This window comes from Providencia sp. PROV236 (genome assembly GCF_033676985.1).
Lineage (GTDB): Bacteria > Pseudomonadota > Gammaproteobacteria > Enterobacterales > Enterobacteriaceae > Providencia > Providencia manganoxydans.
Window position 1 is genome coordinate 4,308,801 of record NZ_CP096297.1, and the last position, 15,645, is coordinate 4,324,445.

Below are 15,645 nucleotides of genomic sequence, written 5' to 3' on the forward strand. Positions count from 1 at the left end.
CCGCTAACGTTGTGCTGCTACTTTAAATGCATTTTCTAAATCCGCGATCAGATCTTGGCTATCTTCGATCCCGACAGAAATCCGTAATAAGCTATCAGTAATACCCGCCGCCGCTCGTGCCTCCGCTGACATTCCTGCATGTGTCATCGTCGCACTATGTGATATTAAGGTTTCAACGCCCCCTAATGACTCCGCAAGTGTAAAAAGTGTGAGTGAGCTTAGAAAACGACGTAACTGTGATTCATCACCATTAAATTCGAAGCTCAACATTGCACCAAAACCTTTCTGCTGTTTTACGGCGACCTTGTGGCCTGCATGCTCTGTTAATTCAGGATAATATAATTTCTTCACTAACTTCTGAGTTTTAAGATAATTTACTATCTCATGAGCATTACTTTGTTGCTGCTTTATGCGTGGTGATAACGTTCTGATCCCCCTGAGCAATAAATAGCTATCGAAGGCTCCCCCTGTAACACCGATGTTATTCGCCCACCATGCTAATTCTATTGCCCACTTTTCCTCTTTGGCAATAACGGCTCCTGCAATAATATCTGAATGACCATTAAGATATTTTGTACAAGAGTGCACAACAAAATCAGCACCTAACGAAATCGGTTGCTGCAATATAGGACTTAAAAAAGTGTTATCAACAATGACTAAAGCCCCTGCATCGTGAGCTAGTTTTGTAATTGTTTCAATATCATAAATAGTTAGTAGTGGATTACTTGGCGTTTCAATCAACACCAATTTAGGTTTTTTAGCTAGGGCAGCGAGTAATTGAGTTTGGTTATTTTGATCAACAAATTGCACTTGATAAGCACCGCGTTGATGCTGACTATTAAACAGACGATAACTTCCGCCGTAACAATCATGAGGAGCGACAAGTAGATCCCCTGGTTGCAGAAAAACAGTACATAAAAGATGTAACGCGGACATCCCACTGTTTGTCATCACTGCTCCGCTACCGCCTTCAAGCTGTGCGATTGTTCTTTGCACGATATCACGCCCAGGATTGCCCCGACGTGAATAATCATGAACACGAGGCTCATTAAACTCAGTAAAATTATAAGTACTGGATAAATAAATGGGCGGAACAACGCAGCCAAACTGCGAATCTTCGTTTAACCCATTATGAATGGCGATAGTCGACGGTTTAAGGGACATAAACGCTTCTCCTGATAGACGGTAAGCCAAATAATACCCACTAGAAGTATAGACGTCAACATATCTAGACGGCTAAACTTCTTTACGTTTATATCAAGTAATGGAATAATCATCCTTAATGATTATGCGTAAATTGATTGTAATTTATGCAAAACATATCAACTCATTAATTTCAAAAAGAAATTATGACGTTTTATGTTGCTAGTATTTTAACTTATATGTCAGTTAAATATCTTAGACCATGAATATTTTGTGATTTGAAAGATAACTGATGTATTATTTTTTATTATTAATGAAAATAACCAAGGTAACTCATGGCTGAATGGAACGGTGAATATGTCAGTCCGTATGCTGAGCATGGCAAAAAAAGTGAGCAAGTAAAAAAAATTACAGTATCAATTCCATTGAAGGTACTGAAAATTTTAACTGATGAGCGTACCCGCAGACAAATCAATAACTTACGTCATGCAACCAACAGTGAATTACTGTGTGAAGCTTTTTTGCACGCCTTTACTGGCCAGCCGCTGCCAAATGATGAGGATTTACGCAAAGAGCGTAATGATGAAATCCCAGAGGCCGCTAAAGAGATCATGCGCGAACTCGGCATTGACCCTGAAACTTGGGAATACTGATTGCTGCTACTTCATCTCTGGTTTCAACTACGCCACTCACTGATGACGTAGCGTTTTTTCCACTCTAAACAATTCGAGTTGCAGTTAGGCGACAAACGAAGGTAGACGAAGAGCATAGATAAACTCTATGATCCGGCTAACTGAGTACAGTCAACCAAAACTGCAACTTGAAAGGGTTTGGAGATCTACTTCGGTTTAGATTCCTCTGAATTATTCGCAATTCAGAATCTCCCTCAAGCTTTACACGATCCGTAATTTTACACTCCCAGCATTATTTCCTACTCACAACGAATAACAAAAATCATGAAGGGTAATGTAATGAATCGATATAATCAGGCTTTGATGGGGCTAATTGGTACTGCGTTACTCATTACCGCTGGATGCACAAACTATTCCGCCATAAACTCACAAAAGTACCGAGAAACCGCTGATATTCAATCTTCAGCCAAAAAATTAGGTACTCAATGGGGTGAAGATGTTAATTCTGCTGTAACAACCGTGAATGCATCACGTTTAACCAACTCACCTTTTGATACTGCCACTATCTATTACCGCGGAGAATCAATACCATCGCACATTCAAACCATGAATTACATCGCACTATCTCCATTGGAAATCAAAGTCACTGACCAACGTGGCTATAAAATGCCAATCTATCGTAATCATCAAGGCCAGTATATTTTACCCGCCAAAGAGGGACAGCGTTATCAATTAACCATCGCCAATACCGATAGAAATAGAACTTATGAAGTGGTCACAACGGTTGATGGTATCGATGTACTCAATGGCCGTGCAGGCTCATATCAAAATAGTGGTTATCTGATCCGCCCAAAGAGTGAGGTAACCATTGAAGGATTCCGTAAAAGCCAAGATCACGTCGCAGCTTTCCGCTTTGCTACCCCTGAGAATTCTTATGTAAATCAAAATATTCAAGGTGATGAACGTAATATTGGTGTCATTGGTTTTGCAATGTTTGAAGTTCGTGAACAGCTCCCTGACTGTGAAGCTAATCCTTTTCCCGCAAATGCACAATATGCCCCAGCGCCATGTAAAAAACGCTAAATGTGATTAATGCGTATTCTTTAGAGAGTGCGCTTCTATCTGTACTGTGCTCCAGTTATCGCTATTTAGATGTGGGCAAGTGACCGATAAAACCGATATCGACATGGTAAAATCAAACGCGAAGATCAGAAACAATGGTATGTGTTTGGTGTGGGTGACCATCTCTAACGGTTTATTTCTTCCATAAAAAAAGGGAAAACGTATTTTCCCTTTTTTGCATCTGTAGGTTTTATTACTTCTTAGAACCTGGGATGCTGAAACGTTGGTTAAAGCGATCAACACGACCACCAGTCGCAACGTCACGCTGTTTACCAGTATAGAACGGGTGGCAGTTACCACAAACGTCCAGGTTCAGTGAGTGACCCGCAGTTGAATTGATTTTCATAACATTACCGCAAGAACAAGTAGCAGTAACTTCTTCGTATTTAGGGTGAATACCTTTTTTCATGGGAGAACCTCTATTAAGGCCGTGTCGCCATTCCAGCCCTAACGCCGGACACCACACGTCGTGTTGATTAAAAATGTTTATTGGCAAAATTAGATACCAAAGGCGGCGGATCATACAGAAAATATGTTTATCGCGCAATGAAAACTGCATATACTCGCCATACTTTAAGATGCAGAGGTATCGACTAACCTCAGCGAGCCGAGCCACACAGTTTGTCTATGCTCCCCGTCTGTCTTACTGGTCTTTCACTTGTCGCTTATCTACATCTCGAATTATTTAGAGTAGAGTTTTTTATGATACTCTAACCAGACAATCTTACTATTATCGCACAAAAACTAGACGGAATACTAGATATGATCGTCGTTCAGGTGGCTTTACCTGTTCCTTTAAATCGCGCTTTTGATTATTGCTTAGATGACAATATGCCGATCCCTCCAATTGGCGGTCGTGTCATGGTGCCTTTTGGTAAACGGCAAGCTCTAGGCATTGTGGTTAACCACAGCCATACTAGCGAACTCCCCGAAGACCAACTGAAATCCGTTGAGCTTGTGCTTGATAATGAAACCCTCTTCCCTGACGACCTATGGCAATTGCTATTATGGTCAGCGCAGTACTATCACTACCCCATTGGTGAAGTTCTCTTTCATGCGTTACCTATTCTATTACGTCAAGGCAAGGCCGCTGAGTTTTCGCCAATTTGGCAATGGCAGGTAACTGCACTTGGCGAAAGTGTCGATCTTAACGAATTAAAACGTTCGCCAAAACAGCAACAAGCTCTGGCTTTATTGCGTCGTGGTGCAATTTATCGCCACCAAGTCAATGAACTGGAATTGAGCGAAAGCGCGCTTCAGTCGCTGAAAAAGAAAGATTACATTAACCTGTACCCTGTTCAGCCAATAGCAGAAAAATGGCAATCTCAATTTTCTGTCAGTGGAGAACGCTTACGCCTCAATAGCGAACAAGCTACCGCCGTCGGTGCCATCCGTGCTGAAGATGATACTTTTTCACCTTGGCTCCTTGCGGGTATCACTGGTTCTGGTAAAACCGAAGTGTACCTCAGTGTATTAGAAAATATTTTAGCGCAAGGTAAACAGGCATTAGTTTTAGTGCCTGAAATCGGTTTAACACCGCAAACAATTAGTCGTTTTCGCGAACGTTTCAACGCCCCTGTTGATGTGCTGCATTCAGGGCTAAATGACAGCGAACGCCTTGCTGTCTGGTTACGCGCAAAACAGGGTTCGAATGCCATTGTCATTGGTACACGCTCTGCACTATTTACTCCCTTTTCTCGCTTGGGCATTATCATTATCGATGAAGAGCATGATAGTTCCTACAAGCAACAGGATGGCTGGCGCTACCATGCACGCGACCTCGCAGTTTTCCGTGCAAAAAAGGAAAACATTCCTATTATTATGGGAACGGCTACGCCTTCTCTAGAAACATTATTTAATGTTCAGCAAAAGAAATATCGCCAACTGAACTTAACACTACGCGCAGGAAACGCACGCCCTGCAACTCAACATCTTATCGACCTTAAAGGCCAACCACTCAAGTTTGGCTTATCACATTTATTGGTTAAACATATTCAAGAGCACTTAGCACAAAACAACCAAGTAATCTTATTTTTAAACCGTCGCGGCTATGCCCCTGCACTGATTTGCCATGAATGTGGTTGGATAGCCGAATGCCAACGTTGCGATCACTACTATACTTTGCATCAGAACTTTCATCAGCTACGTTGCCACCATTGTGATAGCCAACGTCCGGTTCCTAAACAATGCCCACATTGTGGCTCCACACACCTCGTTCCTGTGGGGATGGGAACCGAACAGCTCGAAGAAGGGATCACTGAATTATTCCCTAACGTTCCGGTAACACGTATTGATCGTGATACCACTAGCCGTAAAGGTGAATTAGAACAACATTTAAATGAAGTCCATGCGGGTGGTGCACGTATTTTGATTGGCACACAGATGTTGGCCAAAGGACACCACTTTCCAGATGTCACCTTAGTTGCGCTACTTGATGTTGATGGAGCGCTGTTTTCGAGTGATTTCAGAGCCGCTGAACGCTTTGCTCAGCTTTACGTGCAAGTGTCTGGACGAGCTGGCCGCGCGGGCAAGCAAGGTGAGGTGTTTTTACAAACTCACCATCCGGAACATCCATTACTACAGACATTATTAGAAAGTGGTTATGATGCATTCACTAAAGAAGCGATGGAAGAACGCCAAATTGCCATGCTTCCTCCTTTTTCTAGCCATATTTTGATCCGTTCAGAAGATCACAACAACCAAGATTCAAAGCAGTTTCTACAGAAAGTACGCCATTATATTTCTGAACACCCACAAAGTGATCCTCGATTATGGATCTTAGGACCCGCTCCAGCAATTCAAGCTAAACGCGGTGGCCGCTTCCGCTGGCAACTGTTACTACAACACCCTTCTCGTGGCTATTTGCAAAAATTTACGGCGCAACTTCTACCTGAGCTACAAAGCCAGCCAGAAAGTCGCAAAGTGAAATGGAATATTGATGTCGATCCTACTGATGGCTAGCCTTATCTATCAAAGATAAATCACTCAAAACATGTTTACGTATCATATTTCTTTTTATGAGAGTAAAAATATCGTAACTAAATCAAATAGCGCAAACAACTCACCGCTATAGAGCCAAATATTTATCATTAAATAAGCTAAAAACGGTTGCCTTGTGAATTATTTTCAATATTTGCGAAGCAGCTCTAAAAAATGACTCAAGTCACAGTTTTTATGTAAACTAGGTAACAGATATTATTATTAAACCAATTAGAATAACTCGTAACTTGATGCGATGACGTCTTTACGCCATGCAAAAAAGCAAACGATTAACTAACGTAAGGAAGGCGTTGTGGAACAAAAACAACAAAATGGTACTGCAACCATGAAAGATGTTGCTAATGCAGCAGGCGTATCAACGGCAACCGTTTCCAGAACTTTAATGAACCCTGAAAAAGTTTCCTTGCAGACACGCCAGAAAGTGGAACAGGCGGTGATGGATGTTGGTTACTATCCACATAACCTTGCAAGAAGCTATAAACGCAATGAATCAAAAACCATTTTGGCGATCGTGCCTGATATCAGTGATCCTTTCTTTAGCGATGTGATCTGCGGTTTAGAAAAAGTCGCTGCTGAAGAAGGTTATTTTGTGCTGATAGGCGATTGCAAGCATCAACAAAAGCAAGAAAATGCGTTTATTAACCTTATTATTACTAAACAAATTGATGGAATGGTCTTATTAGGATCGAACCTCCCCTTTGATGTGTCAACGGAAGAACAAAAGAATCTCCCGCCTATCGTCATGGCTAATGAATTCTCTCCCGACCTTAAATTACCTACCGTCCATATTGATAATTTGACCTCTGCATTTAATGCAACACATTATTTACAAAAATTAGGTCATAAACGGATTGCTTGTATTGCCGGCCCTGAACATATGCCTCATAGCCGATATCGTTTAGAAGGGTATAAAAAAGCCATGCTACGCACAGGTGAAAGACTACGCGAACACTATATTGTGCGAGGCGATTTTAGTCATGAAAGTGGGGCTGAAGCCGCAAAGGCATTACTTTCACTACCAGAGCCACCAACAGCGATTTTTTGCCACAGTGATATCATGGCAATCGGTGCCATGTGGCAAGCCAAAAAATTAGGATTAATACTACCAGATGATCTTTCTATCGTTGGGTTTGATAATCTTGAACAAGCAAAATATACCTTGCCACCGCTAACAACCATTAACCATCCACGCGATGAAATAGGCCGCCATGCCATGTTATTGCTGCTTGAACAGCTGCAAGGCAATAGTGTAACTCCTGGTTCACGCCTCTTAGATTCTGATTTAATCATTAGAGAAAGCACTAAAGCGCCTAAAAGCTAGGCAAACTCGTTCAGGTTAAGTAACATATAAAGTGAGATAATAACTGACATACAATAACCTAGTGAAGTAACAGCGTGGCACAAAAAGATTATGTAGCTCGCGGGCGCTCATCTGCCCGCCGTAAAACCAGTAAAGGCAAAGCAAAAAAAGCACAAGGTCTTCCTCTAACGACACTCGTTGTTGCGGTTGGGATTGTTGTTCTATTTGTCGGCGGCCTTTTTTATATCACTCACAACAAACAAGAATCACCTCAAAGTACAGGGGCGCATACGCCATCAGCTCCGGTAAATACCTTACCTCCTAAACCAGAAGAGCGTTGGCGTTATATTAAAGAGCTTGAACGTCGCGGCGTAGATCTCCCTGAGATCCAGCAGCAAAATAAGTCAGGTAGCAATATTATGCGCCAATCTGATCTGACGCCGGAACAACGTCAGCTATTAGAGCAAATTGACTCCGATAGACGCGGCCCTGTCACCAACTTACAAGAAGTTCCGTATAACGGGCAACCTGTACCACGGTCACAGGTGATCATTAATGAGCCAACGCAACCCGTTAATCCACCGGTGCAGCGTAAACCTGTCACGCCTTCAGAGCCGAAACCTGAGCCAAAACCAGCTCAGCCTGCGCAATCAGCGCCAGCCACGCAAACTGAAAGTAAACCTGCGAATAATCTGCAAAATATGTTGGTACAGTGTGGTTCTTTCCGTACAGCGGAGCAGGCAGAATCTGTTCGTGCAACACTCGCATTTTCTGGTATTGAAAGCCGAGTCACTGTTGGTGGCGGTTGGCACCGCATCATACTTGGTCCATATTCTAAGTCTACCGCTGAAAAAATGCGTGATCGAGCAAGTGGTGTTGGTGTATCAGGATGTATTCTTCGTGCCTCTGGGGGTTGAAAAATATAACCCCCTCCCCCATGTACTGTTTTAACGTACTATCAAGAGTGGCTGTAACAGTATTTTGCATGTTCAAGCTACCAATTTATGAAAGTTGGTAGTTTGAAAATTTATACTCTAAATAATTCGAGGTGCAGCTAGGCGACAAGTGAACAAGTCGCTAGGAGCATACATCAGTATGTGACTGGCGCGAGAGAACGTAGTCAACAACGCTGCAACTTGAAGTATAACGAGTCAATACTCTAAATAATTCGAGGTGCAGCTAGGCGGCAAGTGAACGAGTCGCTAGGAGCATACATCAGTATGTGACTGGCGCGAGAGAACGTAGTCAACAACGCTGCAACTTGAAGTATAACGAGTATTTAAGCCGCATATTTTTTCGTCATATAACCAGGGGCTAACTCATGACAACAATCGTAAGTGTTCGCCGTAATGGCCAAGTCGTAATCGGTGGAGATGGGCAGGCGACGATGGGTAATACCGTCATGAAAGGCAATGTCCGCAAAGTTCGTCGTTTATATAACGACAAAGTTATTGCAGGATTTGCTGGTGGCACTGCCGACGCATTTACACTTTTTGAGCTATTCGAACGTAAGCTTGAATTGCACCAAGGCCATTTAACTAAAGCAGCTGTTGAATTAGCAAAAGATTGGCGTACTGACCGCATGTTGCGCAAACTAGAAGCACTGCTTGCTGTCGCTGATGAACATACTTCTCTCATTATTACGGGGAATGGTGATGTTGTTCAGCCAGAAAATGATTTAATTGCTATAGGTTCAGGTGGCCCATATGCGCAATCCGCAGCACGCGCCTTACTTGAAAATACAGATTTAAGCGCACGTGAAATCGCGGAAAAAGCGCTCTCGATCGCCGGTGATATCTGTATCTATACCAACCACAATGTAAACTTTGAAGAAATTTCTTCAAAATCATAAGGATTGCCAGTATGTCCGAAATGACTCCACGCGAAATAGTTAGCGAACTCGATAACCACATCATTGGCCAAAATAATGCGAAACGCTCTGTTGCTATTGCATTACGTAATCGCTGGCGCCGTATGCAGCTGAATGAAACGCTGCGCCATGAAGTGACACCGAAAAATATTTTAATGATTGGACCAACTGGTGTAGGTAAAACAGAAATCGCTCGCCGTCTGGCAAAACTCGCCAACGCACCATTTATTAAAGTTGAAGCGACAAAATTTACTGAAGTCGGTTATGTCGGTAAAGAAGTTGACTCTATCATTCGTGATTTAGCTGATTCAGCAATTAAAATGGTACGCCAGCAATCGATTGAAAAAAATCGCTACCGTGCTGAAGAACTGGCCGAAGAACGTATTCTTGACGTATTAATCCCACCAGCAAAAAATAACTGGGGTCAATCTGAGCCTGTTGATGAGCAATCCCCTGCGCGTCAATCATTCCGTAAGAAATTACGTGAAGGCCAGCTAGATGACAAAGAGATTGAAATTGAAGTTGCAGCGGCACCAATGGGTGTTGAAATCATGGCTCCTCCTGGCATGGAAGAAATGACCAATCAATTACAATCCATGTTCCAGAATCTTGCGGGGCAAAAACAAAAAGCACGCAAGATGAAAATCAAAGAAGCATTTAAGCTGTTGATTGAAGAAGAAGCCGCTAAGCTAGTTAACCCAGAAGAGTTAAAAGAGCAAGCGATTGAAGCGGTTGAACAACACGGTATCGTATTTATCGATGAATTCGATAAAATCTGTAAACGTGGTGGGCAATCTTCTGGCCCAGATGTATCCCGTGAAGGTGTTCAGCGTGATTTATTACCATTGATCGAAGGTTGTACTGTTTCCACTAAGCATGGCATGGTAAGAACAGATCATATTCTCTTTATCGCATCAGGTGCCTTCCAAGTTTCTAGTCCATCGGATTTGATCCCTGAATTACAAGGTCGTTTGCCGATCCGTGTTGAACTACAAGCACTGACCACTGAAGATTTTGTACGTATTTTGACTGAACCCAATGCCTCTTTGACTGAGCAATACAAAGCATTGATGGCAACCGAAGGTGTGACTATTGAGTTCACAGAAGATGGTATTCGCCGTATTGCTGAGGCTGCATGGCAAGTCAATGAATCAACAGAGAACATCGGTGCACGTCGTCTACACACGGTGCTAGAGCGTTTAATGGAAGAAATATCCTATGACGCCAGCGAACGTAGCGGCCAAACCATCCAAATCAATGCAGAATATGTTAAACAGCATTTAGATGAGCTGGTGGCTGACGAAGATCTGAGTAGATTTATTTTATAATCTTATTAATTATCAGGTTTTCATGTATCCTTAATATCATGCTCTGAATAATTCGAGGTGCAGCGAGGCGACAAATAAATGAAGTCAATAACGCTGCAACCTGAAATATAACGAGTATACGTCTAATCAAGTACAGCCATTGAACCATGGCTGTACTTTAGAAACTGACAGTTATTTAGCCCATCGCAACTTTATTGATGCGGGGGCTTTTAATCTTATTGAACATAATAGACTCTAAATAATTCGAAGTTCAGCTAGGCGACAAGTGAACGAGTCGCCAGAAGCATAGTAACTATGTGACTGGTGCGAGTGAGCGTAGTCAACAACGCTGCAACTTGAAGTATGACGAGTATAAACCTGTGAAATTATTGAATGAGCTCATCTACTTCTATTAGCCGCAAGCAGGCTTGGCTAGAAAGTTTACGTCCTAAGACTCTGCCTTTAGGGGTTATTGCGATTATCACTGGCTCCGCGCTCACCTATTTAACGGGCAATTTTAAGTGGCCTGTCGCGCTATTAGCCCTAATTACCGCAGGTTTGCTGCAAATATTGTCCAATCTTGCCAATGATTACGGTGATGCAGTTAAAGGCTCCGATACAGCAGAACGTATTGGTCCCCTACGTGGGATGCAAAAAGGAGTCATCACTCAGGCTGATATGAAAAAAGCGCTGAAAATTAATATTATTGCAGCTTGCATTTCAGGCATTCTATTAATTATCGTTGCGTGTGAAAAACCTGAAGATGCGATTGGCTTTTTGGTGTTGGGATTGGTGGCCATCGTTGCGGCTATCACTTACACCGTTGGTAAAAAACCTTATGGTTACCTTGGGTTAGGCGATATTTCTGTCCTGATATTCTTCGGTTGGCTCAGCGTCATCGGAACTTATTACTTACAAGCGAATACTTTTAATATTATCACTGTACTACCTGCTACAGCGTGCGGGCTGCTTTCAGTTGCAGTTCTGAATATTAATAATATGCGCGATATCGAAAATGATGTTAAAGCGGGTAAAAATACATTAGCGGTACGTTTAGGGCCTCAAGGCTCTCGAATCTATCACGCAATCATCATTATTATCGCCATTCTATGCTTAACGTTCTTTAACTTGTTCTATATGCATGGCTGGGCGTGTTGGCTATTCCTTCTCGCCGTCCCTATGTTAATGAACCATGTTCGCCGTGTCTTGAGCGATCCAACCCCAGAGGGCATGCGCCCCATGCTAGAAAATATGGTAAAAGCGGCACTATTCACTAACATTCTCTTTTCCATTGGCGTAGTATTGAGCAATTAGTTGTTTATTTTTAAGAGGTGAATTTTGCCAATCACCTCTTAAAAGGGATATACTTTACTTCTCTTGCAGCAAAAAAAGACCATACACTATGAAATATGATACTTCCGAACTCTGTGATATCTACCAAGAAAGCGTTAACGTGGTAGAACCCCTTTTCTCCAATTTTGGTGGACGTACTTCATTTGGCGGTCAAATCATTACAGTCAAGTGCTTTGAAGATAACGGCCTACTGTATGATTTGCTGGAAGAAGACGGCCATGGTCGCATTCTTCTCGTTGATGGCGGTGGTTCCGTACGCAAAGCACTGATTGATGCTGAATTGGCGCGCTTAGCCATGGATAACCACTGGGAAGGCATCGTAGTATATGGTGCGGTACGTCAGGTCGATGCATTGATGGAACTTGATTTAGGGATCCAAGCCATCGCAGCGATGCCAGCAGGTTGCCCAGATGAAGGCATTGGCGAAAGCGATATTCGTGTCAATTTTGGTGGGGTCACTTTTTTCTCTGGCGATTATCTATACGCTGATAATACTGGTATTATTTTGTCAGAAGAGCCGCTTTCCACACAAGATAGCAGTGGTTTTGAAGTTATTGACGAAGAAGATCTCTAACGCTCAATAAACTGATTCGAATTAAAAAAAAGAAGGGCTGATTTTGTTATCAGCCCTTCTTTTTATAGAGCCATTTGCAACATTCATAGACTAAGCCCCAGAAAAATTTCCATTGCTATTAATATGTCATCTACAAATACCAAAATCAGCTTAACATCATCAAATACATTACATACCTAAATACCCTAAACAGTTCGTGTTGCAGCTAGGCGACGATTGAAGGCTTTCCGATGAGCACACATAAGTATGCGATTCGAGTAACCGAGAAAAGCCAACAACGCTGCGGCACGAAATATGAAAGATATTTTAGACTTCTTCCATCTTGCCAAGCAACCCACGTAAACGCTCTTGCCACGTTTGCTGCTCTTGTTTCAGCTGTTCATTTTCGCGCACCAGTGATTCAGTGCCTGATTTTGCATTATCTAACTCTTGAGCCAACGCGTTATTTTTATCTTTCAGTTCGTCGATTTCCATTTGTAACAATGTGATGGTATCAATCGCTTGTTGAACTTTTGATTCTAGTTTCTCAAATACTTCAAATGACATTCTTTTGATCTCCCTTGTAAGCTTTACTTACGATTGTAAGTAGCATGATCCTCTGTGTCTAGTAGCTTGACTCCGATTCCCAAGATACCGTATTTTAAAACACTGGTCTGATCACATAGCAAAGGTCGATTGCATCACTATTTTTGGTCGTTTTCTTTCGTTTTGGTGATGTAACACACATATTTCAATTTCGATATTTCTCGTTTGCGCTCATTAACGATAAATTTACACTATAGGTTTTCACTTTGAAAATCTTACTCTGAAAAACATTACAATAATTTTAATTTTCGTAGGATAGAAAGATATGAGCCAAACGACCACAACTACACTCAGCGGTCAGTGCATATCCGAATTTTTAGGTACTGCACTTATCGTCTTTTTCGGTTTAGGCTGCGTAGCAGCTGTCCGTATCGCAGGAGCACAGCTCGGCCTCTGGGAAATTAGTATCATCTGGGGCTTTGGTGTTGCCCTTGCCGTCTACCTCACCGCAGGGATTTCGGGCGCTCACCTAAACCCTGCTGTCACTATTGCACTATGGCTATTCGCAAGTTTTGAAAGACATAAAGTTACCCCTTACATTGTTGCACAAATGTTAGGAGGCTTCTTCGCTGCTGCTTTAGTTTACTTTATGTATTCACCTGTCTTTGTTGATTATGACCAAGTGCATCACATTATCCGAGGTACACAAGAAAGCTTGTTTACTGCGGGGGTGTTCTCAACTTATCCAGCTCCACAGCTGACTGAACTACATGCCTTCTTTATTGAAGTTGTGATTGCAGCCATCCTGCTATGTCTGATTCTAGCATTAACCGATGATGGTAACGGTATCCCTAGAGGGCCTTTAGCACCGCTACTGATCGGTATTTTAATTGCAGTCATTGGTGGTTCATTCGGCCCGTTGACAGGCTTCGCACTAAACCCTGCCCGTGACTTTGGACCAAAAGTCGTGGCATATTTGGCTGGCTGGGGTGATATCGCATTAACTGGCGGCCGTGAAATTCCTTATTTCTTAGTACCACTCATTGCACCTATTGTAGGTGGATTAATTGGTGCATTTGCATATCGCACACTGATCTCTCGTCATTTACCAAGCTTCGTCCATACGAAAAAAGATGAAAAATCAGTAAAAACATCTAGTAAAAACGCTTAATCATTACCGGAACAGGTTTAAATTATGACAACAGAAACCAATATCGAGAAAAAATATATTGTCGCTCTTGATCAGGGAACAACCAGTTCGCGGGCCGTTGTACTTGACCATGACGCCAATATTATTAGTATCTCCCAGCGTGAATTTACCCAAGTCTACCCTAAGCCAGGTTGGGTAGAACACGACCCAATGGAAATTTGGGCATCACAAAGCTCAACATTGGTGGAAGTGCTAGCTAAAGCAGATATTCGTACAGATGAAGTTGCAGGCATTGGTATCACTAACCAACGTGAAACGACCATTGTTTGGGAAAAAGCAACCGGTAAACCGGTTTATAATGCCATTGTTTGGCAATGTCGCCGTACTGCTGACTTCTGTACTCATCTGAAACAGAACGATAAAGAATTAGAGGAATATATCCGTCAAAATACGGGGCTCGTTGTCGACCCATATTTTTCAGGAACCAAAGTTAAATGGATTTTAGATCACGTAGAAGGTGCTCGTGAACGCGCAGAAAAAGGTGAGCTACTGTTTGGAACTGTAGATACATGGCTAGTCTGGAAAATGACCCAAGGCCGTGTTCACGTCACAGATTATACCAATGCTTCACGTACTATGCTGTTTAACATTCGTAATCTGGAATGGGATGACAAGATCCTTAAAGCATTAAATATTCCACGTATCATGTTGCCAGAAGTTCGTCCATCATCTGAAGTTTACGGACAAACCAATATTGGTGGTAAGGGCGGTACACGTATTCCTATTTCAGGCATTGCCGGTGACCAGCAAGCTGCACTCTATGGTCAGTTGTGTGTTAAACAAGGTATGGCAAAAAATACCTATGGTACAGGCTGTTTCTTATTAATGAATACCGGTGAAACCGCGGTTCGTTCAAACCATGGCTTGTTAACCACCATTGCTTGTGGCCCTAAAGGCGAAGTGAATTATGCTCTCGAAGGTGCGGTCTTTGTTGGGGGAGCATCAATTCAATGGCTACGTGATGAGCTGAAACTGATCGACGAATCTACTGACTCTGAATATTTTGCGACTAAAGTAAAAGATAGCAACGGTGTATATGTCGTTCCTGCTTTCACAGGCTTAGGTGCTCCTTATTGGGATCCGTATGCACGTGGTGCTATTTTTGGTTTAACACGTGGTGCTAACCGTAATCACATCATTCGTGCAACACTGGAATCCATCGCTTACCAAACACGTGATGTGCTAGATGCTATGCAAGCAGATGCAGAAACACGTTTAGCAGCATTACGCGTTGACGGCGGTGCTGTTGCCAACAACTTCCTGATGCAATTCCAAGCTGATATTCTAGGAACATCAGTGGAGCGTCCAGAGGTACGTGAGAGTACCGCGCTAGGTGCGGCTTACCTCGCCGGTTTAGCGGTTGGCTTCTGGAATAGCCTTGATGAGTTGCAATCTAAAGCAACGATTGAGCGTGTATTCAAACCAGGTATTGAAACCACAGAACGCAACTACAAATATGAGGGATGGAAAAAAGCGGTGGCTCGAGCACAAGAGTGGGAAGATCGTGCTTAATACAGCTTTAATCCATTTTTTCTAACCAATCAAGCAACACTTCGGTGTTGCTTTTTTGTTCATTACACCCTATAAATCAAATAATTAGCTTATTAGT

The 15,645-nt window shown here is 42.5% G+C and carries 14 protein-coding genes; 11 read left to right on the plus strand and 3 right to left on the minus strand.

Going from position 1 to position 15,645, the window contains the following annotated elements; translation table 11 throughout:
- Positions 1 to 3 precede the first annotated feature (3 nt).
- The gene (gene metB, locus M1E96_RS20070; RefSeq protein WP_272580755.1) at positions 4 to 1,164 is read right to left on the minus strand and encodes a cystathionine gamma-synthase; all 1,161 of its coding nucleotides are present in this window, start codon (positions 1,162 to 1,164) and stop codon (positions 4 to 6) included.
- 314 nt (positions 1,165 to 1,478) lie between these two features.
- Between metB and metJ the strand changes: the two genes are divergently transcribed.
- The gene (gene metJ, locus M1E96_RS20075) at positions 1,479 to 1,796 is read left to right on the plus strand and encodes a met regulon transcriptional regulator MetJ (protein ID WP_004265315.1); all 318 of its coding nucleotides are present in this window, start codon (positions 1,479 to 1,481) and stop codon (positions 1,794 to 1,796) included.
- A gap of 318 nt (positions 1,797 to 2,114) precedes the next feature.
- Positions 2,115 to 2,858, plus strand: coding sequence for a hypothetical protein (locus tag M1E96_RS20080; RefSeq protein WP_319067985.1), 744 nt, complete (start codon positions 2,115 to 2,117; stop codon positions 2,856 to 2,858).
- 232 nt (positions 2,859 to 3,090) lie between these two features.
- Here M1E96_RS20080 and rpmE read toward each other — a convergent pair whose 3' ends face one another.
- Positions 3,091 to 3,306, minus strand: coding sequence for a 50S ribosomal protein L31 (gene rpmE, locus M1E96_RS20085; protein WP_004265313.1), 216 nt, complete (start codon positions 3,304 to 3,306; stop codon positions 3,091 to 3,093).
- Positions 3,307 to 3,659: 353 nt separating this feature from the next.
- On the opposite strand from rpmE, the gene priA reads away from it, so the two are divergent.
- The 7 genes from priA to rraA all read left to right on the plus strand — a co-directional run bounded on the left by priA (position 3,660) and on the right by rraA (position 12,301).
- Complete coding sequence (priA, locus tag M1E96_RS20090) at positions 3,660 to 5,858, plus strand: primosomal protein N' (protein ID WP_319067986.1); 2,199 nt, start codon at positions 3,660 to 3,662, stop codon at positions 5,856 to 5,858.
- A 331-nt stretch (positions 5,859 to 6,189) separates the two neighbouring features.
- Entirely contained in the window at positions 6,190 to 7,218 is a 1,029-nt protein-coding gene (gene cytR, locus M1E96_RS20095) for a DNA-binding transcriptional regulator CytR (protein ID WP_140182916.1), read from the plus strand.
- Between the two features lie 74 nt (positions 7,219 to 7,292).
- The gene (gene ftsN / locus M1E96_RS20100) at positions 7,293 to 8,114 is read left to right on the plus strand and encodes a cell division protein FtsN (RefSeq protein WP_319067987.1); all 822 of its coding nucleotides are present in this window, start codon (positions 7,293 to 7,295) and stop codon (positions 8,112 to 8,114) included.
- Between the two features lie 404 nt (positions 8,115 to 8,518).
- Positions 8,519 to 9,049, plus strand: a complete 531-nt coding sequence (gene hslV / locus M1E96_RS20105; RefSeq protein ID WP_070927437.1) for an ATP-dependent protease subunit HslV — start codon at positions 8,519 to 8,521, stop codon at positions 9,047 to 9,049.
- Between the two features lie 11 nt (positions 9,050 to 9,060).
- Positions 9,061 to 10,395, plus strand: a complete 1,335-nt coding sequence (gene hslU, locus M1E96_RS20110) for an HslU--HslV peptidase ATPase subunit (RefSeq protein WP_070927435.1) — start codon at positions 9,061 to 9,063, stop codon at positions 10,393 to 10,395.
- Positions 10,396 to 10,767: 372 nt separating this feature from the next.
- Entirely contained in the window at positions 10,768 to 11,688 is a 921-nt protein-coding gene (locus M1E96_RS20115; RefSeq protein WP_272580758.1) for a 1,4-dihydroxy-2-naphthoate polyprenyltransferase, read from the plus strand.
- Between the two features lie 88 nt (positions 11,689 to 11,776).
- Positions 11,777 to 12,301 (plus strand): ribonuclease E activity regulator RraA, encoded by a 525-nt coding sequence (rraA, locus tag M1E96_RS20120; RefSeq protein WP_140182914.1) that lies wholly within the window; start codon positions 11,777 to 11,779, stop codon positions 12,299 to 12,301.
- 306 nt (positions 12,302 to 12,607) lie between these two features.
- Here rraA and zapB read toward each other — a convergent pair whose 3' ends face one another.
- A complete protein-coding gene (zapB, locus tag M1E96_RS20125; RefSeq protein ID WP_070927431.1) occupies positions 12,608 to 12,847 on the minus strand; it encodes a cell division protein ZapB in 240 nt (79 codons plus the stop codon).
- A gap of 304 nt (positions 12,848 to 13,151) precedes the next feature.
- Here zapB and M1E96_RS20130 point away from each other — a divergent pair, with 304 nt between their 5' ends.
- Both M1E96_RS20130 and glpK read left to right on the plus strand, forming a co-directional pair.
- Positions 13,152 to 13,997: an MIP/aquaporin family protein gene (locus tag M1E96_RS20130; protein ID WP_070927429.1), complete on the plus strand. Its 846-nt coding sequence runs from the start codon at positions 13,152 to 13,154 to the stop codon at positions 13,995 to 13,997.
- A 24-nt stretch (positions 13,998 to 14,021) separates the two neighbouring features.
- On the plus strand, positions 14,022 to 15,548 hold the full coding sequence (gene glpK, locus M1E96_RS20135) for a glycerol kinase GlpK (protein WP_140182912.1): 1,527 nt from the start codon (positions 14,022 to 14,024) through the stop codon (positions 15,546 to 15,548).
- Positions 15,549 to 15,645 lie beyond the last annotated feature (97 nt).